24 protein-coding genes and 1 other annotated feature are annotated in these 25,037 nt (G+C 52.1%); of the genes, 8 read left to right on the top strand and 16 right to left on the bottom strand.

Features of this window, described 5'->3' with window-relative positions:
• Positions 1 to 293: 293 nt before the first annotated feature.
• Together EHV07_RS14960 and EHV07_RS14955 are read left to right on the top strand one after the other, a co-directional pair.
• Entirely contained in the window at positions 294 to 1,256 is a 963-nt protein-coding gene (locus tag EHV07_RS14960; RefSeq protein WP_147198801.1) for a glycosyltransferase family 2 protein, read from the top strand.
• Between the two features lie 2 nt (positions 1,257 to 1,258).
• Positions 1,259 to 1,597, top strand: a complete 339-nt coding sequence (locus tag EHV07_RS14955; RefSeq protein WP_147198800.1) for an EamA family transporter — start codon at positions 1,259 to 1,261, stop codon at positions 1,595 to 1,597.
• Between the two features lie 220 nt (positions 1,598 to 1,817).
• On the opposite strand, the gene EHV07_RS14950 is transcribed toward EHV07_RS14955, so the two are convergent.
• The 12 genes from EHV07_RS14950 to hisL all read right to left on the bottom strand — a co-directional run bounded on the left by EHV07_RS14950 (position 1,818) and on the right by hisL (position 13,182).
• Positions 1,818 to 3,626, bottom strand: coding sequence for a DUF2142 domain-containing protein (locus EHV07_RS14950; protein WP_147198799.1), 1,809 nt, complete (start codon positions 3,624 to 3,626; stop codon positions 1,818 to 1,820).
• A gap of 16 nt (positions 3,627 to 3,642) precedes the next feature.
• Positions 3,643 to 4,914 (bottom strand): putative sugar O-methyltransferase, encoded by a 1,272-nt coding sequence (locus EHV07_RS14945; RefSeq protein WP_168199637.1) that lies wholly within the window; start codon positions 4,912 to 4,914, stop codon positions 3,643 to 3,645.
• Between the two features lie 292 nt (positions 4,915 to 5,206).
• Positions 5,207 to 5,683 (bottom strand): YbaK/prolyl-tRNA synthetase associated domain-containing protein, encoded by a 477-nt coding sequence (locus EHV07_RS14940; protein WP_147198797.1) that lies wholly within the window; start codon positions 5,681 to 5,683, stop codon positions 5,207 to 5,209.
• Between the two features lie 222 nt (positions 5,684 to 5,905).
• On the bottom strand, positions 5,906 to 6,517 hold the full coding sequence (hisIE, locus tag EHV07_RS14935) for a bifunctional phosphoribosyl-AMP cyclohydrolase/phosphoribosyl-ATP diphosphatase HisIE (protein ID WP_147198796.1): 612 nt from the start codon (positions 6,515 to 6,517) through the stop codon (positions 5,906 to 5,908).
• Positions 6,511 to 7,287, bottom strand: coding sequence for an imidazole glycerol phosphate synthase subunit HisF (gene hisF, locus EHV07_RS14930; RefSeq protein WP_147198795.1), 777 nt, complete (start codon positions 7,285 to 7,287; stop codon positions 6,511 to 6,513). Before hisF ends, hisIE begins: the two co-directional genes overlap by 7 nt.
• Positions 7,269 to 8,003 carry a 1-(5-phosphoribosyl)-5-[(5-phosphoribosylamino)methylideneamino]imidazole-4-carboxamide isomerase gene (gene hisA, locus EHV07_RS14925; protein ID WP_147198794.1) on the bottom strand — a complete coding sequence of 245 codons (735 nt, stop codon included), beginning with the start codon at positions 8,001 to 8,003 and terminating at the stop codon, positions 7,269 to 7,271. Before hisA ends, hisF begins: the two co-directional genes overlap by 19 nt.
• Positions 8,004 to 8,005: 2 nt before the next feature.
• Positions 8,006 to 8,596, bottom strand: coding sequence for an imidazole glycerol phosphate synthase subunit HisH (gene hisH, locus EHV07_RS14920; protein WP_147198793.1), 591 nt, complete (start codon positions 8,594 to 8,596; stop codon positions 8,006 to 8,008).
• A complete protein-coding gene (gene hisB, locus EHV07_RS14915) occupies positions 8,596 to 9,663 on the bottom strand; it encodes a bifunctional histidinol-phosphatase/imidazoleglycerol-phosphate dehydratase HisB (RefSeq protein WP_147198792.1) in 1,068 nt (355 codons plus the stop codon). Before hisB ends, hisH begins: the two co-directional genes overlap by 1 nt.
• A complete protein-coding gene (gene hisC, locus EHV07_RS14910; RefSeq protein WP_147198791.1) occupies positions 9,660 to 10,751 on the bottom strand; it encodes a histidinol-phosphate transaminase in 1,092 nt (363 codons plus the stop codon). The genes hisB and hisC overlap by 4 nt, the downstream gene beginning before the upstream one ends.
• Entirely contained in the window at positions 10,748 to 12,055 is a 1,308-nt protein-coding gene (hisD, locus tag EHV07_RS14905) for a histidinol dehydrogenase (protein WP_147198790.1), read from the bottom strand. The genes hisC and hisD overlap by 4 nt, the downstream gene beginning before the upstream one ends.
• Before the next feature lie 3 nt (positions 12,056 to 12,058).
• On the bottom strand, positions 12,059 to 12,958 hold the full coding sequence (gene hisG / locus EHV07_RS14900; RefSeq protein ID WP_147198789.1) for an ATP phosphoribosyltransferase: 900 nt from the start codon (positions 12,956 to 12,958) through the stop codon (positions 12,059 to 12,061).
• A 78-nt stretch (positions 12,959 to 13,036) separates the two neighbouring features.
• Positions 13,037 to 13,159 (bottom strand) — a sequence feature (His leader region).
• Positions 13,135 to 13,182, bottom strand: coding sequence for a his operon leader peptide (gene hisL, locus EHV07_RS14895; RefSeq protein ID WP_100396937.1), 48 nt, complete (start codon positions 13,180 to 13,182; stop codon positions 13,135 to 13,137). It overlaps the preceding feature by 25 nt.
• A gap of 179 nt (positions 13,183 to 13,361) precedes the next feature.
• On the opposite strand from hisL, the gene EHV07_RS14890 reads away from it, so the two are divergent.
• On the top strand, positions 13,362 to 14,189 hold the full coding sequence (locus EHV07_RS14890; protein WP_147198788.1) for an SDR family oxidoreductase: 828 nt from the start codon (positions 13,362 to 13,364) through the stop codon (positions 14,187 to 14,189).
• 7 nt (positions 14,190 to 14,196) lie between these two features.
• On the opposite strand, the gene EHV07_RS14885 is transcribed toward EHV07_RS14890, so the two are convergent.
• From EHV07_RS14885 to puuD, 3 genes are read right to left on the bottom strand one after another with little or no spacing between them, the layout of a single operon-like run.
• A complete protein-coding gene (locus EHV07_RS14885) occupies positions 14,197 to 15,474 on the bottom strand; it encodes an FAD-binding oxidoreductase (RefSeq protein ID WP_147198787.1) in 1,278 nt (425 codons plus the stop codon).
• 20 nt (positions 15,475 to 15,494) lie between these two features.
• Complete coding sequence (gene puuR / locus EHV07_RS14880) at positions 15,495 to 16,046, bottom strand: HTH-type transcriptional regulator PuuR (protein WP_147198786.1); 552 nt, start codon at positions 16,044 to 16,046, stop codon at positions 15,495 to 15,497.
• On the bottom strand, positions 16,043 to 16,807 hold the full coding sequence (puuD, locus tag EHV07_RS14875) for a gamma-glutamyl-gamma-aminobutyrate hydrolase (protein WP_147198785.1): 765 nt from the start codon (positions 16,805 to 16,807) through the stop codon (positions 16,043 to 16,045). Before puuD ends, puuR begins: the two co-directional genes overlap by 4 nt.
• Positions 16,808 to 17,035: 228 nt before the next feature.
• Here puuD and EHV07_RS14870 point away from each other — a divergent pair, with 228 nt between their 5' ends.
• Both EHV07_RS14870 and EHV07_RS14865 read left to right on the top strand, forming a co-directional pair.
• Positions 17,036 to 18,451, top strand: coding sequence for a glutamine synthetase family protein (locus EHV07_RS14870; RefSeq protein WP_147198784.1), 1,416 nt, complete (start codon positions 17,036 to 17,038; stop codon positions 18,449 to 18,451).
• Between the two features lie 516 nt (positions 18,452 to 18,967).
• Entirely contained in the window at positions 18,968 to 20,329 is a 1,362-nt protein-coding gene (locus tag EHV07_RS14865) for an APC family permease (RefSeq protein ID WP_147198783.1), read from the top strand.
• Between the two features lie 113 nt (positions 20,330 to 20,442).
• Here EHV07_RS14865 and sbcB read toward each other — a convergent pair whose 3' ends face one another.
• The gene (gene sbcB / locus EHV07_RS14860; protein WP_147198782.1) at positions 20,443 to 21,870 is read right to left on the bottom strand and encodes an exodeoxyribonuclease I; all 1,428 of its coding nucleotides are present in this window, start codon (positions 21,868 to 21,870) and stop codon (positions 20,443 to 20,445) included.
• A gap of 208 nt (positions 21,871 to 22,078) precedes the next feature.
• On the opposite strand from sbcB, the gene dacD reads away from it, so the two are divergent.
• The 3 genes from dacD (at position 22,079) to EHV07_RS14845 (ending at position 24,977) form a co-directional block, all read left to right on the top strand.
• A complete protein-coding gene (gene dacD / locus EHV07_RS14855; protein ID WP_174822362.1) occupies positions 22,079 to 23,248 on the top strand; it encodes a serine-type D-Ala-D-Ala carboxypeptidase DacD in 1,170 nt (389 codons plus the stop codon).
• Positions 23,249 to 23,447: 199 nt separating this feature from the next.
• Positions 23,448 to 24,506 (top strand): FUSC family protein, encoded by a 1,059-nt coding sequence (locus tag EHV07_RS14850; protein WP_147198780.1) that lies wholly within the window; start codon positions 23,448 to 23,450, stop codon positions 24,504 to 24,506.
• A 150-nt stretch (positions 24,507 to 24,656) separates the two neighbouring features.
• Positions 24,657 to 24,977, top strand: a complete 321-nt coding sequence (locus EHV07_RS14845; RefSeq protein WP_147198779.1) for a DUF496 family protein — start codon at positions 24,657 to 24,659, stop codon at positions 24,975 to 24,977.
• Positions 24,978 to 25,037: the final 60 nt, after the last annotated feature.

Here is a 25,037-nt window from a genome sequence, read left to right as displayed (position 1 = left end):
TTTTAGCTGCTACATGAGTAATTCCAGGGGCTTCATTCTGAAGCCCTTTTGTCATATAAATATAATTTCACCCCCTGTCTTCAAATAATCGAGCGCGATCAATTATCATCTTTTAGGTTAACGTGCCTCAAATCAAGCCTCTTTCGTCATTGGTCGCGATCCACCATCATATTTTCAGGTTCATCCAGCCTGAAATTACATAAGAACTTAGTTTACCTGTGAGACAAATTTTATTAGTCTGTTCCTTTATTTTATAAAAGGACTTTCTCCCTTTGTCACTTTAAGGAATCTCTATGAGTAAAAAGATCGCTGTTGCTGTTGTTATCCCCTGTTATAAGGTAAAAAGCCACATCTTAGGGGTGATTCAGGCTATTGGACCTGAAGTGGACAAAATTTATGCCGTAGATGATTGTTGCCCGGAAGGATCTGGCGATTTTATTGAAGAAAATAATACGGATTTGAGAGTAACAGTCCTGCGTAACAGCGTTAATCAGGGCGTTGGCGGAGCAGTAATGCATGGCTACAGTGCAGCTTTAGCAGACGATATTGACGTCATTGTTAAGATTGATGGCGATGGGCAGATGGATCCGTCTTTACTGTGCGAATTTATCGCGCCTATTATAAGTGGTGAAGCCGATTACACTAAAGGTAACCGCTTCTTCAATCTTGAAAACATTATGGCCATGCCTAAAATTAGGCTGTTTGGCAATGCAGTTTTGTCCTTTATGACGAAAATATCTTCGGGTTACTGGAATATATTCGATCCGACGAATGGATATACGGCAATCCATAAAGATGTTATTAAAAACCTGCCGTTAAATAAAATAAGTAAGAGATATTTTTTCGAATCTGACATGCTTTTCAGACTTAATACACTAAAAGCTGTTGTGATCGATATCCCTATGCATGCCAAGTATGAAGAAGAAGTATCTAATCTAAAGATTTCTAAAATTATCGGCGATTTTTTGTTTAAACACGGCAGGAATTTTTGTAAGAGGGTTTTTTATAATTACTACCTGCGCGACATGTCCCTGGCTTCGATAGAGTTACCTGTTGGGCTGCTAATGTTGCTTTTTGGATTTTGTACCGGTATTTCGCACTGGGTTCACTCTATCCAGAGCGGTATTCCTACAACGTCCGGTGCTATAATGTTAGCCGCATTACCAATTATTATCGGCATACAGTTTATTATGGCTTTTGTCGGTCATGATGTGGCAAACACGCCTAAAAGAGCTTTCCATCGCAGGTATAAGTAATCATGTTTTATTTAGTCGCGCTATTGTGCGTTCTTGGTATTGCCGCAGGGCAAATAATGTTTAAGCTTAGCGCCATCGCTATGCATAAAAGTGGCACCATGTTTTCTTTTAACGCGCTGGCAATATTATTTTGTGCCTTTGCGCTTTATGGTATTACGACGATAGCGTGGGTCTGGGTTTTGCAAAAGATAGAGCTGGGCAAGGCCTATCCCCTGATGGCGCTTGCTTTTGCCATCGTCCCTATTGGAAGTTATCTGTTTTTGGGCGAAAAATTCACCTATCAGTATTTTTTCGGGGTAGCCCTAATTATGATCGGAATCATCATTGCCGTAAAATCTTAGTTTCATTTACAGATAAATGGTCTTTAAAAAAAGAGCCGTTAGCGTATGCTATCGGCTTTTTTTTTATCAATACAGCCTAATTATTATCGTTAGCTACGGCGGTGGCTGTTCTTGCTGCAAATATTACCAGGGGTATTGATTCTGCTGGCTATCCGGGCCAGGCACCGGATAGCTTTTTTATGGTCACGCTTAAATGTTATCTGTATGACCTACAGAACCATTATTTAATACTGCTATACTTAAACTGCATTTTAGGAATTTGGATCGTTTCGTCATCTTTTTGTTCAAACAGCCATAACGCCGCCGGAGAGGAATTACCAACTTTTTTGAAAGAGAAATCCATCGTTACTGCTCCGTTAGTGATTTTTAAAGGTTTATCAAATTTAAACCTGTAGTAGGCGTTATCAGGCCGGTTGCTGATATCGGAACTGGCATCGACACAGTTACCTTCTGAGCAGACATGTAAAGAAACTATGCCTTTAGCTGTTCTGCGATAGTTGGCCATTAACACATTGACATTTTTGACTTTGCCATTAGGGGTGCTTATCCCAAACTGTAAATGGTTTTCGCCGTCAAGGTTATAAATAGTCCCGTCACGCTTCACGTCGCGTTCTTGCGGAATATCAATAGTCGTATGATAGCGCTGATTAAGCGTGACATAAATAGTAGCAACAGAAACAACTGACAGGCTAACCAGTATCAGGGCAGTGGCTTTTTTATTGAATCTGAGCTGCGGCAGCGCGTACCCCAGAATTACTAAGGGAATAATAAAATATCTTCCCTGAACGCCATCTATTTCCTCGGTTGGGAAGGTAGACCATTGAACCAGCAGCGCTGCGAAAATTAAGGTAAGCGATGCAACAGCCAGTATGGCGATTAGAAATGCTGTCGCGCGGCTTGTCTTTAATTTTCCGACTACCAGATGTGCCAGTAATGAAGCCACCAGTAACGTAGCGAAAAGGTTACGGATTGTTTTATGGATGGGGGCGTCAAGCCACGCCAGGTTTCCTATCAATGAGTTATAGTAAAAGAATAGCTTGTCACTGTTTGTAAAAGTACCGATCGCTATATTCAGGGTAACCAGGGGGTTCTTGATGTAGTAGGCGATTATCTGTGCATTGCTTAATCCGCCATGCTTCACCGATGAGGGGTCATAAGAGCTTGTTATCGAATAACCAATCCAGCCCAGTGTAATAACGGATACAATAAGAAATACCGCCAAATACGTTTTTTTTCTGGAAATGAAGAACAGCCACAGCGGAATCAATACCATGCAAATTAAATTGGCGCGGCTGCCGATTACAATAATAATGCACAGTGCCAGACCTGACAGGATGTATCGCCAGTTTTTCTCGGTATCATTATTCCCACTGTTAAGCAACGTCATAAAAAATGACATGCCCAGGCAGGTAAGCGCAAGACTTATGCCATCAATAGTGGGCGAAAAAATCTGATAAACCGACATCGGCATGAGTATCAGGCAAAGCGAGAAAAGAGGAATAGGGTATATTCTGTAAGCAGCTAAAAAAATTATAATGCATATACCAAAGGTAACGTAATTTATTAGCGCGTAGGTTGAATAAACGCTGAGATTCAGCTTTTCACCCACATAAAAAGACACAGCCTGAGGGATATAGACAAAGGGCATATAAAAGGCCGTTGTCGGTAGTCCAATCTCCGCATTTTTACTTTCCCACTTTAACGACTTTAATTCTTCAATGAACTTATCACTTCCTCTATACGAGTGAGTGTGTACATAGTCACTGTATTTCAGCACCGCTTTGCCCAGTGAGCCATTAACTTCACCACCGGTAGTACCGTCTTTCCCTGTGGGCTCAAGCAAGATATAGCCCTGCGCCAGGCTATCTGCTCTGAAAAGATGTGTCGCTTCATCCGGGGAACCAAATGGAGGTTTTATGTAAAATATGGCTGACAGCAACAGGAAAGAGAATAGTATTACCGCCAGATAAACTGACCTGTTACCTTTTTTAAAGCATGCCCCAAAAGCAGCCTGAACTTTTTGTTCCATTTTTATAAGCCTGTCATCAATTTTGTAAAGTATAAAACTCTTCTACATAGCCATCCCGCACCCAACATTTAGAACGGTGTAAAAGCTCAAATCCGCCGGACTCCTCGGTAAAACGCATTACTGTGCGAGGATGAAAGCACTCGTGATTAATACTAAGAAATCCTTTAGCTACCATTTTCTTTATCTGTGTTAAATATTCCTTAATAAGGTTGTCTGAAATTTCAGGTAGGCTGTCCTGATTCAGAGCATAGGAAAATCTGTTATCATCCTGTTTTTGACATTCCCAATAAGGCAGCAGCTTCACAGCATTTTCCTTTGCTTCCTCGCCATAGAGCACGACATTATTTTCGCCAATGGCATGAATAAGATAATGCCCGGCAAGCAGACAGGTAATAGGTAAATCGAAAATTGTATAATCTTTCACGCCCAGGCGAAGTGAATACATAGCGGTTATGCCGAGGCCGCCACCAAATTCACAAACCGCTTCCTGCTTTTTATTGAGCGCATGTAGCCGGAGCGCACTATACAGGGCGTTAATATGGCGATAGTGCAAAACACTCTTGCCTGCTTTAATGCCGTCTGTGTGAATTATGCCCATCGGGGGATGAATATCTATGCCGATTTTATGAGCTATGCTGTTCAGCACGTCGGTGCTATCCGAGAGCATGTTGTCTCCCCATGGACCTGATTCCGGGCTTTCGTAGCGTAAAACGCCCAGGCTCTCCGCCAGGCTGACAAGTTTATCATGGTAGGTTAAGGCGATACTTTCGGGACGTAAATCCTTATTGAAACCGTCAATACAGGTTGTTATACCGCCAAACCAGACATAAGAAGTCCCAAAATTAGCTAAAAAATCGGCCAGTTTTACCGCGTCACGGCTGTCTATAGCGTTAAGCAACTCCGGCAGTTCATTACGTAATAAACCCGTCCATAAGTCTTCACCTTCCCGGCGAAGCGGAGAGGCCGCTTCATCGGCTAAAGCCTTATGATAGGCTTTGATTAAACGTTCTGCGACCTCCACCCGGTTTGCGATGTGGCGAGCAGGCTCGCTGGCTAGCGTCAGCGATCCGCTAAGGGATTTTATTGGATGAGATAATAGTCTTTCTGTCAGAAAATCATCACTACAGTTAAACAGGGCTGGACTTCTTGACTGAGAAATTAAAGAGGTTTTTTTTTCAATTTCATGCGTTAACCGAATATTTTCATTTCTGATATTATTGGTTGTTTCAACATAATGTCTAACCGAGGGGATGTTTAAGAGCAATTTTTTGATTTTTTGACTGGCCATTCCGTTTCTCATTATCTTAACGTCAGGGTTCTTAATAGCGCATTCTAAGTTAATTTTTTAGCAAACACCATTTGTCATAAATCGTTAGCCGCTGATTAGTCATTTAAATCAGTACTTCACCAGGCAGACAGGTAGCATCGGGCTGTTTCGCTCTGCATTTTCTTCGAACAGATGTTGCGCGAGCGTTTTCACGGTGGTAGGACCTGGGTATTGAAGCAAGGCCGCATGGTTTAATTTTGGGGGGTGATTTTTACTCGCAGAAATAAAACGATAGACATCAGCCTGTGAATTCTTATTTAAGAATGTTTGCCGGGCTGAAATCACAAACACGCAGATAATCCGCCACGTCCAGCACCATCGATTTTTCCAGCAGGCCGGCATTAAACGCGATTTCGCTGTTGCGCTCACACAGTGTGGGATCAACTAATACTTTCAGCTCATCGTGAAAGCTGAAGGGCGGTATCGCACCAAATACACAGTCGGTCAGCCGATCCACTTCCGCCGGGCTGGCCAGCGAGGCGCGCAGGCCGTCTACCGCTCTGGCCACCTTACTCAAATCAGCCTGTTGGTCGGCAGGCAATACCGCCAGGACGTACTGTTTAACGCCGTTGCCTTTGACATGGCAAACCAGCGCTTTGGCGCCCTGTCCGACAGCGGTGCCGCGGATCGCCGCCACTTCTTCACATTTACCCGTCGCTGCATGTTCCATCACTTTATAGCGTGCCTGATGGCTGTCGAGCAGCGCGGTTAGCTTGTCGAATGTGCTCATGCTTTCTCCTTGAGTAAGAGGCAGTTTGAGGGGGAGTTGAAGAATGCCTCGGACATCTTCAGCGTCAACTAAGGCCTTCAGGATGTTGATAAGCTCAAGGCATGTGCCGCATGTCAGCACAATGTTGATATCCTGAAGGCCGATCCCAGCCTGTTGCCTGGTCTTCTAATTCTGGCTTTCTCCTACCGGAGCCTTATTTTTACACCACTTTCGCAGGCAAACCTATTTATGCCGCTCGCGCAGATTATTAATAATCGCGCTCAGGTTCAAATCCTGATCCTGAAGCAGCACCAGCAGGTGATAAATCAGATCGGAAGCCTCGTTGGTCAGCTCGAAACGGTCATTAACGGTCGCTGCCAGCGCGGTTTCCACGCCTTCTTCACCCACTTTCTGCGCAATGCGCTTGGTGCCGCTGGCGTACAGGCTGGCGGTATAAGAACTTTTCGGATCGGCATGCTTGCGTTCGGCCAGCAGCTGCTCAAGCTGGTAAAGGAAAGTCCAGTCGGGCGCGGCCGGGGAGAAGCAGCTGGATGTGCCAAGATGACAGGTCGGGCCAACAGGATTGACCAGCACCAGCAGCGTATCGTTATCACAATCCGGCGTGATGCTCACCACGTTGAGGAAATGGCCCGAGGATTCGCCCTTGGTCCATAAGCGCTGTTTCGTACGCGACCAGAACGTTACCTTGCCGCTTTCCAGCGTGTTAGCCAGCGCCTGCTCGTTCATATAACCGTGCATCAATACTTCGCCGGAAACGGCGTGCTGCACAATGGCCGGCATCATGCCGTCGGTTTTGACCCAATCCAGCTGGGCCAGCTGTTGTTCTGTTAACACGTGCGAATCTCCACGCCTTTAGTCGCCAGGAACTTTTTCAGTTCACCAATATTGATAATCTGCTTATGGAAGACGCTGGCTGCCAGCGCACCGTCAACGTCCGCATCGCGGAAGGCTTCATGGAAATGTTCCATGGTGCCTGCGCCGCCGGACGCGATCAGCGGGACTTTACAGACTTCGCGTACTTTCTGTAGCTGGATGAGATCGTAGCCGTTACGCACGCCATCCTGATTCATCATGTTCAACACGATTTCGCCCGCGCCGCGCTTTTGCACTTCCTGTACCCAGTCGAGGGTTTCCCAGGTGGTGACTTTTGTGCGACTTTCGTCGCCGGTATATTGATTAACATGGTATTTACCGCTTTCGCTGTCGTACCAGGTATCAATGCCCACCACAATGCACTGTACGCCAAAACGGTCGGCGAGACGGGTGATCAGCTCGGGATCGGCCAGCGCCGGGGAGTTGATGGAAATTTTATCGGCGCCAAACGAGAGGATCTGCGTGGCATCTTCCGCAGACTTGATGCCGCCCGCCACGCAGAAAGGAATATCAATCACTTCAGCGACGCGCGAAACCCAGCTTTTGTCGACCACGCGGCCAGCCGATGAGGCGGTGATATCATAAAAAACCAGCTCGTCCGCGCCTTCCTCAGCATAGCGCTGTGCCAGCGGCACGATATCGCCGATAATTTCATGGTTGCGGAACTGCACGCCTTTTACCACCTGACCGTCACGTACGTCCAGGCAGGGGATTATCCGTTTTGCCAGCATTCGATAGCCTCCGAGACGGTGAATTTACCTTCAAGTAATGCACGACCCACAATGACGCCCTGTGCGCCACTGCCGCGTAGCGCATTGATATCGGCCAGCGAGCCGATGCCGCCGGAAGACTGAAAGGCGATCTGCGGAAAACGTGCCGAGATCTCACGATATAACTCAACGTTCGAGCCTTGCAGCGTGCCGTCACGAGAGATATCAGTGCAGAGCACATGTTTAAGGCCCGAAGGCTGAAACTGCGCAATAACCTCTTCAAGCGTCACGCCTGCCGCTTCCTGCCAGCCGCTGATCGCCACTTCTTTGCGGGAAGCATTAATACGGATATCCAGCGCCAGCACAATGGCATCGGCACCGTACTCTTTAAACCAGTTCTGCACTTCTTCCGGCTGTTTTACCGCAGTCGAACCCACGACCACGCGGCTTGCACCGGCATCAAGTAGCGCTTCCACGTCGGCTTTGCTGCGGATCCCGCCGCCGACCTGTACCGGCACGCGTACGCCTGCCAGCAGTTTTTTCAGCAAGGGAATTTGGCGAGCAGCAGGATCTTTCGCGCCGGTTAAATCCACCAGGTGCAGCACGTTAGCGCCCTGAGCTTCGTACTCCTGTAGCCTCGGCAAAGGATCGCTGCCGTAGTCGCGCTGCTGACCGTAATCGCCCTGATGCAGGCGCACCACGTTGCCATCAATCAAATCTAATGCGGGGATAATCACCGTTACATCTCCAGGAAATTTTTCAGCAGCTGCGCGCCAGCCGCACCCGAGCGTTCAGGGTGGAACTGTACGCCGAAGAAATTATCTTTCTGCACCGCCGCGGTAAACGGCTCGCCGTAGTTGCATTGCGCAATGGTGTGTTCATTAACCGGCATCGCATAGCTGTGGACGAAATAGAAATAAGCGCCGTCCGGAATGCCACGAAACAGGTGATTGCCCGCCTGCGGCGTAATCTGATTCCAGCCCATATGCGGCAGTGGCAGCCCGTGGTCCGTCATTTTTTGCACGGGTTCATTAATGATGCCCAGGGTTTGTACGCCGTTGCTTTCATCACTTTGTGAACCGAGCAGCTGCATGCCGAGACAGATGCCCAGCACCGGTTGGGTACAGGCTTTGATCAGCTCGATCAGATCGCGTTCCCGCAGCTGATCCATTGCCGCCTGAGCCGTGCCCACGCCGGGCAGCAGCAGCTTATCGGCCTGCAATACCACGTCGGCTTCGCGGCTGACAACCGGGTCATAACCCAGCCGCTGGATTGCCCACTTTACCGAAGAGAGGTTGGCACAGCCGGTATCCAGAATGACAACATCCATTACAGCACTCCTTTCGAGCTGGGCAGCGTGTTGCCTTCAACGCGGATCGCCTGACGCAGCGTGCGGCCGAAGGCTTTAAACAGGCTTTCCACACGGTGATGGTCGTTTTTGCCTTTGGTTTTCAGGTGCAGCGTGCTGGCCATGGTGTAAGAGAGCGAGCGGAAGAAGTGTTCAACCATCTCGGTACTCAAATCGCCGACGCGCTGGTAATTAAACTCGGCTTTATATTCAAGGTGCGGGCGGCCGGAGATATCCAACGCGCAGCGCGCCAGACATTCGTCCATCGGCAGCACAAAGCCGAAGCGGCCAATGCCGCGCTTATCGCCCAGCGCCTTCAGCAGCGCCTCGCCTAGCGCCAGGCCGGTATCTTCAACCGTGTGGTGATCGTCAATATAGAGATCGCCTTTCACTTCAATGTTCATGCGGAAGCCGCCGTGCGTGGCAATCTGATCCAGCATGTGATCGAAGAAACCGACACCGGTATTGAACTGGCTGTTGCCTTCGCGATCCAGCCAGACTTCCACCTTAATCTGCGTCTCTTTGGTATTACGATTCACCAGCGCATGGCGATCGCGTTTGGTCAGCTGCTGCTCAATGGCCTGCCAGTTAAGACCGTTCTGCGAATAGTGCAGGCCCTGGATGCCCATGTTGCTGGCCAGTTGCAGGTCGGTGGTACGATCGCCAATCACATAGCTGTTTGCCGTATCCAGAACGCCCTCGGCCAGCCACGCCGTTACCAGTTTGGTTTTCGGTTTGCGGCAGTCGCAGTTGTCTTCCGGTTTGTGCGGGCAGATCAGTACGTCGTCAAAGCGGATACCCTGCGACTCAAGCACCTGCATCATCAGGTTATGCGGGCCGTCGAAATCAGCCTGCGGGAAGCTGCTGGTGCCCAGGCCATCCTGGTTGGTGATCATTACCAGCTTGTAACCGGCTGATTGCAGCGCCAGCAGTGCAGGGATGACCTGTGGCTCAAAGGCCAGCTTATCCATGCGGTCCACCTGGAAATCTTCTGGCGGCTCGGAAATAATCGTACCGTCACGATCGATAAAAAGGACTTTCTGGCTCATGCTTGCTCCCTGGAGTCGGACGCGCCGGGTAATGTTTTTAGCGCTTCAATCGTGCGGTCGCACTCTTCACGGGTGCCGACAGTGATGCGCAGGCATCCCGACAAACCCGGTTGTTTATTCTGATCGCGTAAGATAATGCCTTGATCCCATAGCGTTTTAAATACCGCGCTTGAGGCGGTAAAACGCGCCAGCACGTAGTTAGTCTCGCTGGTGAACACCTTTTCCACGCAGTCGCACTCGCGCAGATCGGCTATCAGCTTTTCACGATTAGCTAAAACTTCCTTCACATGCTGTTTCATGATCGCCACGCCTTGTTCGCTCAACGCCTGGGCGGCAATATCGGCCACCGGCGTGGAGAGCGGATAGGGCGCAATCACCTTCATCAACAGCGCAATCACTTCAGCATTGGCCAGCGTAAAGCCGCAGCGCAGGCCGGCCAGCGCAAAAGCTTTAGAGAGCGTACGCAGGATCACCAGGTGCGGATACTCCTGTAGCCAGCCGGTAAGCGTTGCCGCCGGGCAAAACTCGATATATGCCTCATCGGCAACCACCAGCGCTTTGCCGCGGGTCATTTCCAGCAGCTGACGAATATCTTCCGGCTTAATCAGGTTGCCGGTTGGATTATTCGGGCTACATACGTAAACCAGCTTCACGCCATCCAGCCGTTCAGCGATGGCGGGCAGATTCAGCTGCCACTCTTCCTGCGCCTCAACGGTGCGGTATTCCACGCCAATCGTCTCTGCGCTGACGCTGTACATGCCGTAAGTGGGCGGGCAGAACAGCACGGCATCTTTACCCGGCTCGCAAAATGCCCGGATCAGCAGTTCGATACCTTCATCCGCCCCACGGCTGACCAGGACCTGATCGGGTTGCAGACCGGCGTAGGCCGCATAGCGCTCAATGACCTGTTTTGGCTGGCATTCCGGGTAACGGTTCAGCGTATTCTGGCTAAGTTCAAAAGGCACGGCCAGCGGATATTCGTTGGCGTTCAGCCAGACGTCGCCATTGCCGCCAAGACGGCGGGCAGACTGATAAGGCGTCAGTTTGCGGACGTTGGCCCGCGCCAGCTCTTCTATACTGCTGCTCATTGCTTCTCCTTGAGCGCGGCAACGCGCAGGGTAACGGCGTTTTTGTGGGCGATCAGTTGTTCAGCCGCGGCCAAAATTTCAATGGTCGGTGCTAAATTACTGAAGCCTTGTTGAGTCAGTTCCTGAACCGTCATCCGCTTCTGGAAATCCGCCAGGCCGAGGCTGGAGCAGGTTGAGGTAAAGCCATAAGTCGGCAGCACGTGGTTGGTACCTGACGCATAATCTCCAGCCGATTCTGGCGACCAGTCGCCGAGGAACACTGAACCGGCGCTGGTAATGCTCTCAACCAGATCGCGAGCCTGGCGTGTCTGGATAATCAGGTGCTCAGGCCCGTAACGGTTGCTGATTTCAATACACTGCGCCAAATCTTTTGTCACAATCAGGCGGCTGCTTTCCAGTGCTTTACGGGCGGTTTCGGCGCGCGGCAGGTCGGCAAGCTGCTCTTCCACCGCCTGCGACACGGCGTTGGCCATGTCCAGCGACGGCGTCAGTAAAATAACCTGCGAATCCGGCCCGTGTTCGGCCTGCGACAGCAGGTCAGAGGCGACAAAAGCCGGCGTGGCACCGGCATCGGCAATCACCAGCACTTCTGAAGGGCCGGCAGGCATATCAATGGCGGCGCCATCCAGCCGCTGGCTCACCTGACGCTTGGCTTCGGTGACGTAAGCATTGCCTGGCCCAAAAATCTTATCGACCTTAGGCACGGATTCCGTTCCCAGCGCCATTGCGGCAATCGCCTGCGCGCCGCCAACCTGAAAGACTTCCTGCACGCCGCACAGCTTCGCGGCATAGAGAATTTCATCGGCAATTGGCGGCGGCGAGCAGAGCACCACGCGTTTGCAGCCTGCGATACGGGCAGGCGTTGCCAGCATCAACACCGTAGAGAACAGCGGTGCCGTGCCGCCAGGAATGTAGAGACCGACGGAAGCGACAGGGCGGGTAACCTGCTGACAGCGCACGCCCGGCTGGGTTTCGATATCCACAGCAGGCAGCGTCTGGGCCACGTGGAACGTTTCGATATTGCCTACGGCGACGGCCATCGCCTGTTTAATTTCTTCGCCAAGACGCGCTGAAGCGGCTTCGATTTGCTCAGCGGTCACGCGCAGCGCGCCGACCTGAGTCTTATCAAACGTCGCGCTGTAAAAGCGCAGCGCCTCGTCGCCTTCCGCTTTTACCTTATCGAGGATCTGGCGAACGCTAAGCGTAATCGTGTCTGACGCTGAAATGGCCGGGCGCGTCAGCAGCGCCTGCTGCTGCTCCGTGCTGCAATCCTGCCAGTTAACAGGGGTAGCGAAGTTAGCCATCGGTTACTCCATCATCTTCTCAATTGGCAACACCAGAATGGAGCTGGCACCCAGCGCCTTCAGTTTTTCCATGGTTTCCCAGAACAGCGTTTCGCTGCTCACCATGTGCATAGCCACACGGCTCTTATCGCCTGCCAGCGGCAGAACGGTAGGGCGCTCGGCACCCGGCAGCAGAGAGATAATGTCTTCCAGGCGCTCGCTCGGTGCGTGCAGCATGATGTATTTGGATTCACGCGCCTGAATCACGCCCTGGATGCGGGTCATCAGCTTGTCAATCAGTTCCTGTTTCGCGCCCGGCATTTCGCCATCGCGCTGGATCAGGCAGGCTTTTGAACGGTAAATCACTTCCACTTCACGCAGGCCGTTGGCTTCCAGCGTGGCCCCGGTGGAAACCAGGTCACAGATGGCATCGGCCAGGCCTGCGCGAGGTGCGACTTCCACGGAACCGTTCAGCAGGCAAGATTTAAAGCTAACGCCCTGTTTGTCGAGATACTTTTTCAGCAGGTGAGGATAAGAGGTGGCAATACGGGAGTTTTGTAAACACTGCGGGCCGGTATATTCATCGTCCACCGACATCGCCAGAGAGAGGCGACAGCCACCGAAATCGAGGCGACGCAGCGTTAAATAGCGGGGATCTTCGCCCTGAGCGCGGCGCGTCAGCAGCTCTTCTTCCAGCACGTTCTCACCGATAATGCCCAAATCGACAACGCCATCCATGACCAGGCCAGGAATATCGTCATCACGCACGCGCAGGATATCAATCGGCATATTCTCAGCGAAGGCAATCAGGCGCTGCTGTTGCAGGTTGATTTTTATGCCGCAGCGGGCCAGCAGTTCGCGTGATTCATCGCTTAAACGGCCGGATTTCTGCATAGCTATGCGTAAACGCGTATTATCTAACATCGGTACTTATCCTCTTTTCCTGTCTGCTTCGATTTAACGGGCTACAGCTCATCCATTATCAGGGCCGGACTGAAATCCAAAAAAAAGCCCCCGGAAGGCGATCTTCCGGGGGCTTTTCTTGCGTTCTGCACCACTGGAAGATCCTGAATGTCTTCCAGCACACATCGCCTGAAAGACTAGTCAGGGTGATGGTGATGATGGTGGTTAAACTGAACGCGTGTCATATAATTCTCTTTGATGAATGGATATTCATTTCGTGACAAATAACCTAACCCAGGACAAACGCCGGGCGCAACCCTTTTTTGTCAACGTTGAAAAATTCTCTCATTAAGTGCTGATTGTCACCGAAAACCGGCTGGCGTAGTTTACGGGTATTGAGACGGATGATTACAGGAGTCGAAGGATGAACAGAGTGGCAATAGTGGGTTTGGGCTGGCTGGGCATGCCGTTAGGGCTGTCGCTAGCCGCGAAAGGATGGCAGGTGACCGGAAGCAAAACCACGCAGGATGGTGTGGACGCTGCGCGCATGTGCGGGCTGGAAAGCTACTGCCTGACGCTGACGCCGGACATGGTATGCGACGCGGACGATCTCAGTGAACTGCTCGACGTGGATGCGCTGGTGATTACGTTACCTGCCAGCCGCACCGCAGAAGGGGGCGAAAATTATTTGCAGGCGGTGCAGCAAATCGTCGACAGCGCGCTGGCCGCTAACATCTCCCGCATTATTTTTACCAGTTCCACCTCTGTTTACGGCGGTGGATCGGGGGCAATGACCGAAAGCAGCCCGCTTGAGCCGGTCACCATTGCAGGCAAGACGCTGGTGGAGCTGGAGAACTGGCTGCATCAGTTGCCCAATACGTCGGTTGATATTCTGCGACTTTCAGGGCTGGTAGGGCCAGAACGTCATCCGGGCCGTTTTCTGGCAGGAAAAACTGACCTGGCGGATGGCGGGCACGGCGTAAATCTGGTGCATCTGGAAGATGTGATTGCAGCCATAACGCTGCTGTTGCAACAGCCCGAAGGTGGACATGTTTATAACCTGAGCGCGTCTGAGCATCCGTCCCGTGAGGTGTTTTATCCGGCAGTGGCACGACAGCTGGGTCTTACGCCGCCCACTTTCCGGGCGGAAGAGAGCGCTTCAGGCGGCAAAATTATCGACGGCAGTAAAATCTGCGATGAGCTGGGGTTTACCTATCGCTATCCGAACCCTGCGAAGATGCCGCTGCAATAAAAGTGAGCTAAACCCCTAACCGATCCCTCAGCGCATACCAGGCCGCGCCGATAGCGGTTAAAGGCACACCAAGGCGTCGGCCGCCGGGGAAGGGCAGATGCGGCAGTTTGGCGAAAGCATCATAGCGTGCCGGATTGCCCTTCAGCGCTTCCAGAATCAGTTTGCCGGCCAGATGGGTAAAGGTGACGCCATGCCCGCTGTCGCCCTGCATGTAGTAAACCCCGTTTTCCAGCCGGCCAATTTGCGGCATTCGGGACAGCGTCAGCAGGAAATTACCGCTCCAGGCGTAGTCAAATTTCACGCCCGCCAGCTGTGGGAAGGTTTTGAGCAGCTTCGGCCGGATCAGCTCTTTGATATCGCCCGGTTCGCGCGCGCCATAAATGACCCCGCCGCCATACAGCAGGCGGTTATCAGCAGTAAGCCGGTAATAATCCAGCAGATAATTACAATCTTCCACGCAGCGATTGTTCGGCAACAGCGCAAGGGCTTTATCTGCTGAAAGCGGCTCGGTGGTAATAATCTGCGAGCCACAGGGAATGCTTTTTCGTGACAGCCTCGGTTCCAGATGGGGGGCTAAATAGGCATTACCGGCAAAAATCAGATATTTTGCCGAGACGTTGCCTGTGGCCGTCGTCACCTGATGCGGCGAACCGTACTGCACGGAAGTCACCTCGGATTTTTCATAAATGCGTCCGCCGTGCCGGCGAATCGCTTCTGCCTCCCCAAGCGCCAGATTCAACGGATGCAAATGGCCGCCGCTATGATCCAGCAGGCCGCCAATATACCGTTCGCTGGCGATTTCCCGCATCATGCCCGACCGATCCAGCATCTCTAACTGATGGTTACCATATTGCTGCCAGCGCTTACGCTGCGCCTGAAGGTGGTGCAGCTGACGGCCGTTCAGCGCAGCGAAAATGCCGCCGGGCCGATAATCGCAGGCGATAGCATAGCGATCGATACGGTCGCGGATCACCGCTGCCCCTTCAAACATCATGCTGCCCAACAGCTGCGCGCTCTCTTTGCCGTAGCGCTGCTCAATAACATCCACATCACGGCTGTAAGAGTTGACGACCTGACCGCCGTTACGGCCGCTGGCGCCAAAACCGACCCTGGCCGCTTCAAGCACCACCACGTCAAAGCCCGCTTCGGTCAGGTAAAGCGCCGATGAGAGGCCGGTGAAGCCGCCGCCGATAATGCAAACATCACACTGAATACTGTCATTAAGCTGTGGCCAGGGAGCGTGAGGATTAACCGAGGCGGCATAATAACTCTGCACATGTTCCATAACTCCCTCCTGAAACGCCATTAAAAGGTGGCCGGGGTATGCGCGCTGACAATACGGCACTGCTGCGCGGAAGAATTGGTAAAGCTGTGAGGATGGCCGGTGTTAATGACATAGCTCTGCCCGGCATGCAGATGATAACTTTGTCCACTGATGGTCAGGGTTATTTCCCCCTCCAGCAGCGTGCCGGATTCTTCTCCCTGATGGCGGATTTTTTCGCCGGTCGTCGTACCGGGCTGATACGTTTCCAGCAGCATCGCAAGGGTTCGCTGTGGACTGCCGTTGTGAATCAAACGCAGCGAGACGCCCTGACTGCCAATCTCGATCAGCTCATCAGGCTCAAGCACCACTTTGGGTTCAGCTACGGTTACCGGCTCCGAGAAAAACTCGGAAAGAGAGAGACCGTAAACCTTCAGCAATTTTTGTAACGTACTGACTGCCGGACTGACTTTGTCCTGTTCGATGGTGCTGATTGCGCTGTGCGTCAGGCCCGAAAGCTCCGCGACGCGTCGTTGTGACATGCCCATTTGATGGCGGATTTCTGATAAACGGCGGCCGGGTGCACTTTCGTTCATCGCCGTATCTCCTGGTGATGCTGAAGACAGGCATGAACAAAACCCGCAAATATCTGACGGGAGGAAAGGGATGCTTCACTTTGCCATTCCGGGTGCCATTGCACGGCCAGCGCAAAAGGATGCTGTTTCAGGCTGACGGCTTCAATCAGGCCATCGGACGCGCGCGCCTCAATACGCAGTACAGAACCCAGGGAGCGGATCCCTTGCTGGTGCAGCGAGTTAACGCGGAATATTGTTGCGCCGTCAACCAGCTCAGAAAGCAGGCCGCCTGGCTCGACAATCGCCTCATGAGCCGGCGCATACTGTTCCGCCAGCGATACATGTTTATCCTCACGGTGGTCCTGAAAACCGGCAACGCTTTGTACCTGACGATGCAGCGTTCCGCCTGTGGCGACCACCAGTTCCTGCAAGCCCCGACAAATAGCCAGCAGCGGCAGTCTTCGGGTGATGGCTTTTTGAATAAGCGTAAAAGCCAGCCTGTCGCGTCCCGCATCGGCATCCGTTTCCGTCCCCGTCTCGCCATAGTGATGAGGTTCAATATTGCTGGTGCTGCCGGTAAGTAAAATGCCGGCCAGAGGAGCCATAGCACTTTCTAATAGATCGTCTGAGCTTATCAGATGATGAGGTAAAGCCAGAGGAACGCCGCCTGCGGCCAGCACCGCATCAAGGTATTTATTCTGTACTGTCTGCGTGGGATGGCCGCCGAAATCTTTCTGACACATTACTACGCCAATCAATGGCTTGTTAAATATATTGCCCATTCCGTTCTTCCCCGACCTGTTCAGTATATCAACCGAAAAAGACGCCAGCGGCGCGTTTTTGCCCAGCAAAATTCAATCTAGCAACCCGCTGATGGTTATTCAAACGGATTTTTGCTGTAAAAATAAACATCACGTAACATTTGCAGGGGGATAATGTTGGCGCTATGTTAGAAATGTGGCTGTTATTTCGAACAACGTTTACTGAACTGAACGAAGGCGGGTGGCACTATGACCAATATCGTCGAAGTAGAAGACTTCACGAGGCACAGTGAAGAGCAGCGAACCAGCGCGTTCCAGCATGAAGTGCAGGCTTATCTGGAACGCCATCCTCAAACGCAATTTGTTGATATTCTCCTTAATGATTTAAACGGTGTTTTTCGCGGCAAGCGCATTCCCGTCACCAGTCTGGCCCGACTGGAAAAAGGCTGTTATTTCCCTGCTTCGGTGTTCGCCATGGATATCCTGGGTAACACGGTAGAGGAAGCGGGTTTAGGTCAGGCGCTGGGCGAGCCTGATAATATATGCGTCCCGGTTGAGGGCACGCTGATCCCTTCTGCCGCCGATCCCCAGCATCTGGCGCAGGTGTTACTCACCATGCGCAATCAAGATGGTACTCCCTTTGACGTTGAACCCCGGAACGTACTGAATCACCTCTGGCAGCAGTTACGCAATCGAGGGCTTTTTCCGGTGGTAGCGGTAGAGTTGGAGTTCTATCTGGTCGATAAAAAACGAGACGCGGAGGGCTATATTCAGCCCCCATGCACGCCAGGCAGCGACGAGCGCAATATGCAGAGTCAGGTTTATTCAGTGGATAACCTCGACTGCTTTGCTGAAGTGCTCAGCGATATTGAAGAACTGGCGCGAAAGCAGGGCATTCCCACCGACGGTGCGCTGGCCGAAGCGTCGCCAGGACAGTTTGAAATCAACCTGCATCATACCCGCAATATCCTCAGCGCCTGTGACCACGCCATTCAACTCAAACGTCTTATCCGCCAGGTTGCCGAAACTCACGGCATGAACGCCACCTTTATGGCAAAACCTTATGAGGAATATGCCGGAAGCGGTATGCATGTGCATGTCAGCATGCTCGACGCCGCCGATCGCAACGCTTTTATCAGCGATGACGGCAGCGATTCGCCTTTATTGAAACGGGTGCTGGCGGGCATGATCGATCTGATGCCCGCGTCTATGGCGCTATTGGCACCGAATGTAAATGCGTATCGCCGTTTTCTGCCGGAGGCGTTTGTACCGTTGCAGGCTTCATGGGGGCATAACAACCGCACCGTTGCGCTGCGTATTCCCTGTGGTGAAGCGGAAAACCATCGGGTGGAATACCGTGTTGCGGGAGCCGATGCTAATCCGTATCTGGTGGTAGCAGCCGTCGTTGCGGGAATGCTGCATGGCATTGATACTGCTTTACCTCTTCCACCGGCAGTGCAGGGCAACGGGCATCAGGCCGAAGGAAATCCTTTGCCGATCCGCCAGAGCGATGCGCTGTATGAATTTGCTCACAGTCCTGCGCTGCAAAAAATGCTGGGTGAACGCTTTGGCTTTGTCTGGCACCGATGTAAACACCATGAAATGATGCATTTCGAGCGGTTGATTACCGCCACGGAAATTGACTGGATGCTGAAAAACGCCTGAAAAAATCAGGTGACTGGCTACTGTAATGGGCTGGATCTGCCGCTGTGACGGGTTAAGTCTGGAATTTTAGGGTATCAGATTCGGCGCTGAAGCAGGCAAAACGGCCTTATTCAGTCCCATTCAGTAAAGAAATTGTTGCTGAAGGACTTAACTACTTGTCACAAGGCCATCAGCCAGGGCAAAATACGTCCCCTGAAAAATGAACTAACCGTCGCCTTTGTGCGTCGGTTATTTTTTTTGCCAGAAAAAAACTTTTGCCAAAGAGGCCGGTTTAAAACCGGATAGATACACTTTTTACACACATTCGTGTCATGTTGAGGAAAAGAACGATGGGGCAACACTTTATTTCTCCGGTCGCAGCCGGGCAGCACCTTCGCGATGACTACGGCGCCGTTGCAGGTTTCACCTTCATACCTGCCTGCCAGTCTGTTACCCCGATTAAGAAAAATGTTCGCACGACGCGAAGTTTCCCTGTGGTTCAACCCAGAAAGGTTGACGCTATGGGGAGGCTGAATCATGTCGCATAATACCCAGACCTCTGCGGCACGTCCGCACCTGAAAAAAACGCTAACTTTGATGCCTGTAGTCATGATGGGCCTGGCTTATATGCAGCCAATGACCCTGTTTGATACCTTTGGCATCGTCTCTGGCCTGACCGACGGTCACGTAGCCACGGCTTACGCGTTTGCTCTCATTGCGATCCTGTTTACTGCGCTGAGCTATGGCAAGCTGGTACGCCGCTTCCCGTCTGCTGGCTCGGCCTACACGTACGCCCAGAAAGCAATCAGCCCACACGTTGGGTTTATGGTTGGCTGGTCGTCGCTGCTCGATTATCTGATCATGCCGATGATCAATATCCTGCTGGCAAAAATTTATTTTGAAGCCCTGGTGCCCGGCGTTCCTTCCTGGATCTTCGTGGTATTACTGGTTGGTTTTATGACGCTTTCCAACCTGAAAGGCATTAAAACCGTCGCCAATTTCAACAGCATCATTGTTGTGCTGCAAATGGCGGTGATGATCGCTATCACCGGTATGGTGATTTATGGCGTCAGCCATGGAGAAGGCGCGGGTACGCTGGCGAGCAGCAAACCTTTCTGGTCTGAACACGCGCAGGTTGTGCCAATGATTACCGGTGCGACGATTCTGTGCTTCTCGTTCCTCGGTTTTGACGGCATCAGCTCGCTGTCTGAAGAGACGAAAGACGCAGGCCGCGTCATCCCGAAAGCGATTTTCCTGACTGCCCTGATTGGTGGCGTGATCTTTATTGTGGTGTCCTATTTCTTACAGCTCTATTTCCCGGACATTTCACGTTTCAAAGATCCAGATGCATCGCAGCCGGAAATCATGCTTTACGTGGCGGGTAAAACCTTCCAGTTCGGCATTCTGATTTTCTCCTGTATCACCGTACTGGCTTCAGGTATGGCCGCACATGCTGGCGTCTCTCGTCTGATGTATGTAATGGGCCGTGATGGCGTGTTCCCGGAGCGTTTCTTCGGCTACGTCCACCCGAAATGGCGCACGCCGGCACTGAACGTACTGCTGGTCGGCGTGGTCGCGCTGTCTGCAATCAGCTTCGACCTGGTCACGGCAACGGCGTTGATTAACTTTGGTGCGCTGGTGGCGTTTACCTTTGTTAACCTGTCGGTGATTTCGCAGTTCTGGATCCGCGAAGGCCGTAACAAGACGCTGAAAGACAACATCAACTTCCTGCTGCTGCCGCTGTGTGGCGCACTGACAGTGGGTGCATTGTGGATTAACCTGGAAGAGAGTTCGATGATCCTCGGCCTGGTTTGGGGTGCCATCGGCCTGGTTTATCTGGCTGTTGTTACGCACCGCTTCCGCAAGCCGGTCCCGCAGTGGACTGAAGAGCCAATGTAAACGGCTAAAAGAAAAGGGCGCTTCGGCGCCCTTTTTCGTTGCTGGTATCGTGCAGGCTCAAGGAACAGCGGCTTTCCACAAAGACGCAAAAAGCGGCGCCCTTTTTTAATGCCTCAGGAAACCAGCTCACGGGCGTAGTCGAACAGCGCCTTCAGCTGGGCCATCTTCGCTTTGTCACCTTCATACTGATTAAACAGCATCTCCAGCTCCTGCACGTAATCCTGCACTCTCTGCGGGTTCAACATCTCACGACGATGCGCCAGCCAGCGGTTTTGCTCGGCTTCATCAAGGGTTCCCGGGTAGTTGCGTGCGCGGAAGCGGAACAGCAATTTATCAATGCGGGCATCGTTGAACGTCAAATCCAGCGCCGGCAGGTTCTCCGGCGCGGTCTGCCGGATAATGTTCATCGCGGAACGATCCGCATCGCTGAAGAAGCCATCGTAGAGCTGCGCATCCACATCCTCTGACGCAACAAACGGTTCGGCTTCGGCAAACAGCGTCACCACTTTCTCCCGAATTTCCGGATGCTGGCGCAGCAGTGCCAGATTATCCAGACAGCGCTGACGATCGATGCCTAAACGCTCAGCATCTTCCGGGCGCAGGGTATTTGCCGGTGCGACCACCGGACACTTATTGATATGCATCAGCTTGATGGGGACGGGTAACGCGTCACCCAAATCTTCCCGGCGAGTGTATAACCGCTCGCGCAGCGCATCGGCATCCAGCTCCAGCAGCGGTGAGATGTCCTGAGCCAGATCGCAGGTAATCAATGCGTTTTTATTATCGGGATGCCAGGCCAGCGGGGCAATCCAGCTGGTATTACCGCGAAATGCGCCGAACATGCCAGAGATATGCACCAGCGGTTTCATCTGTGGGATATCGATCAGGGTCATGATTTTTTGCTTGTTGCGATGGCTGAACAGGAAATCGTACAGGCGCGGCTGCTTTTCCTTCACCCGTTTCGCCATAGCGATAGTGGCATAAACATCTGACATCGCATCATGCGCATTTTCATGCGCGACGCCGTTGGCTTTGGTCAGATGCTCCAGACGAAAGCTCGGAAAGCCGTCATCGTTTTCCGGCCACTCAATGCCTTCCGGGCGCAACGCGTAGCAGGCGCGCATAACGTCCAGCAGATCCCAGCGGCTGTTGCCGTTTTGCCAGCTCCAGCCATAGGGATCGTAAAAGTTGCGATACAGCAGGTTTCGCGTCACTTCATCATCAAAGCGGACGTTGTTATAACCCACGATGCAGGTATTGGGTTCGCTAAAAAGCTGGTGAATACGCTGGGTATAAGCCGCCTCGCTGATGCCTTTTGCCTGTGCCAGCTGCGGTGTAATGCCGGTGATCATCACCGCTTCCGGCTGCGGAAGGTAATCGTCGGCAGGCTGGCAGTAAAACACTTCTGGTTCGCCGATGATGTTGAAATCCATATCCGTGCGGATCCCGGCAAACTGCGCGGGCCGGTCCAGCGACGGGCTTTTGCCGAAGGTTTCATAGTCGTGGAAAAGGAAGGTAGGGGGGGAAGTTTCGCGTTTCACTGGCTGACATCCGGATAAAAGAAAATATCTCTGTATGGTAAAGCATTTAGCTATCGGCCTGAAGCTTTTGCCGTCGAAGTCTGCCTGGAAAGATGGCACAAATTAATTCTCTGAAAATTAATATTTTCTTGCACTTTTTTAGCGATTTATGGCATCGAATCCCGTACAACAGGCTGGTTTTTTTTATCTGTTTATTGAGGATTTTCCGTTGAAGAAGCGTCAGCTCGTAAGTTTCACTCTGGTTCTGGCTTTTGCCTCTGTGGCGCACGCCGAGGATAACCCACTCGCTTTCCCGCTGACGCCACCGGCGATTGATGCGGCTTCCTGGGTATTGATGGACGCCACGACGGGGCAGGTGCTGACGCAGGGCAACGCTGATGAGCGCCGCAATCCGGCCAGCCTGACTAAACTGATGACCGGCTATGTGGTCGACCGGGCGATTGACGCTAAGCACATTACGCGCGATGACATGGTGACGGTAGGAAAGGATGCCTGGGCTGCGGGGAATCCGGTGTTTAAAGGCTCCTCACTGATGTTCCTCAAGCCGGGTGAAAAAGTCTCGGTACGCGATCTCAGCCGCGGAGTGATTATCGATTCCGGTAACGACGCCTGCGTGGCGCTGGCGGATTACGTAGCAGGAAGCCAGGCGGCGTTCGTCGATCAGATGAACCAATATGTACAGAAGCTGGGCCTGACCAATACCCATTTCGAAACGGTTCACGGTCTGGATGCGCCAGGACAATACACCACGGCAGGCGATCTGGCGAAGCTTTCGCGCGCGATCATTTTTGGCGAACCGGATTTCTATCAGATGTATAGCGAGAAATCGCTGTCGTGGAACGGCATCACTCAGCAAAATCGTAACGGTTTGTTATGGGATAAAACGTTGCACGTGGACGGCCTGAAAACTGGCCATACGGAAAGCGCGGGCTATAACATTATCGCCTCCAGCGTGGATGGGCAGCGTCGTCTGATTGCCGTCGTAATGGGCGGGAAAAGTTCCAAAGGGCGTGAAGAACAGGCTCGCAAGCTGTTGCTCTGGGGACAAAACAATTTTGATACCGTGCAGCTGTTCCATGCGGGCAAGGAAATCGGACATGAAAATGTCTGGTACGGTAATCCCCATCGGGTTTCCGTAGGCAGTGATAAAGATGTCTATCTGTCGTTACCGCGCGAAGATGTAAAGAGAATCAAAGCGAAGTACGTGATTGAACGCAAGGATCTGGCCGCGCCGCTGAAAGCGCACGAGCAGGTGGGAACTATCCAACTGGTTGACGGTGATAAGCAGCTCGCTTCATATCCGCTGGTAACGCTTCAGGCCGTTGACGAAGCCGGTGTCATTACCCGCATCAGCGATTTTATCAAACAGAAGCTGTAACTCTCCCGGGCGGCTTCTCAGAAAGCCGCCCCTCGCCATTCGGCATTTTTAGGCTCCTTTCTGTTGGTTTTATGTTGAGGGTGTTATTCCACTGTTAGCAGTAAGAAATAGTGGCGGAAAAAATGCGCTATGCCCCGTACAGCGGGCCTGACATAGGGTATGATGCCCGGCGATCCTTAACCGCCTTCTGGAGATCTCTGTGCGTCCCGACAAGCCGTTATCGGCCTTTGAATTCACCCTCTATCGTAACTACCGTACGGTCCACGGCATTCGCATTGCGCTGGCATTTGTACTGACCTTTCTGCTGGTCCGCCTGCTCGCTATCCCGGAAGGAAGCTGGCCGCTGATTACGCTGGTCGTGGTGATGGGGCCGATTTCATCATGGGGAAACGTTTTTCCCCGCGCCGTACAGCGCATTGGCGGAACCCTCTTCGGCTCTGTCTCCGGGCTGATTGCCCTGAAGCTGGAGCTTTACTCTCTGCCGATTATGCTGGGCTGGTGCACGCTGGTGATGTTTCTCTGTGGTTTTCTGACCATGGGAAAACATCCTTATATGGCATTGCTGATCGGCATTACGCTGGCGGTAATTTGCGGCGCGCCGCCGGGCGACATGACCACGGCGCTGTGGCGCGGCGGCGACGTTATTCTTGGTTCGATTCTGGCGCTGCTGTTTACCAGCATTTATCCGCAAAAAGCCTATATTCACTGGCGCATCAAACTGTCGGACTCGTTGCTTGAAACAGCAAAAATTTATCATGCTGGCTTTTCCCCTAATCTGGTTGAGAAACCCCGTCTGACGCAACCTCTGCAACGGTTGCTCACTGGCGTAGTGAAAATGCGCTCGCTTATTGAGCCTTCCAGTAAGGAAACACGGATACCGCGCTCGGTATTTGAAGGGATCCAGACTATTAACCGCAATATGGTTTGTACCCTTGAACTTCAGCTCAATGCCTGGTGGTCATCCCGTGAAAGCCTGCTGATTATGCTTAATGCGCCTGCGCTGAAACGCACCCAGCAAATGACGGAAAATACGCTGCGGGCGCTGTCGTCGGCTGTGGTTGAAGGCAGTACGGAAAAAATCTCCGCCAACAGTGCCGAACTGGCCGAAATCACCCGGGAACTGCGTCAGTTGATCCGAGAGTCTGACAGCGATGAGCGGGTTGAAACGCCGATTCATGGCTATGTCTGGCTGAGTCTGGAAATGGTCGGTCAGCTCGAAAGGCTGTCGGATCTGATGCGGCTGGTGCTGCGTAAATAAGCGATTTGCAACAACTTATCGCGAAAAAGGGCGGTTCGCGGTAAGATATTCTCAGTCCGACTCTACAATTTGAAAATTGCGATCGGCCATGTAAGCCGAGCGCTACGATAATAACGCCTGCGCAGGCAGGCCTAAACGAAAGGTGTCTCCATGGAAAATGCAAAGCAGTCATTTCAGGACGTACTGGAGTTTGTACGGATGTTCCGCCGCAAGAACAAATTGCAGCGTGAGATCCATGATATCGAGAAAAAGATTCGTGATAACCAGAAACGTGTTCTGCTGCTGGATAACCTCAGTGAATACATCAAGCCTGGCATGAGCGTTGAAGCCATCCAGGAAATCATCGCCAGCATGCGTAGCGACTACGAAGATCGCGTGGATGATTACATCATCAAAAACGCCGACCTTTCCAAAGAGCGTCGCGAGCTGTCGAAAAAACTGAAGGCGCTGGGCGAAACCAAAGCGCAATAATCTGCGGCCGGGCAATACTGAAGGGCGAACAAAGCTCGCCCGATAACGACGGGCATTGTG

This window comes from Pantoea sp. CCBC3-3-1, from assembly GCF_007981265.1.
Lineage (GTDB): Bacteria > Pseudomonadota > Gammaproteobacteria > Enterobacterales > Enterobacteriaceae > Erwinia.
Note: the sequence above shows the minus strand (reverse complement) of the source record. Positions and strands in the feature narration are given on the sequence as shown.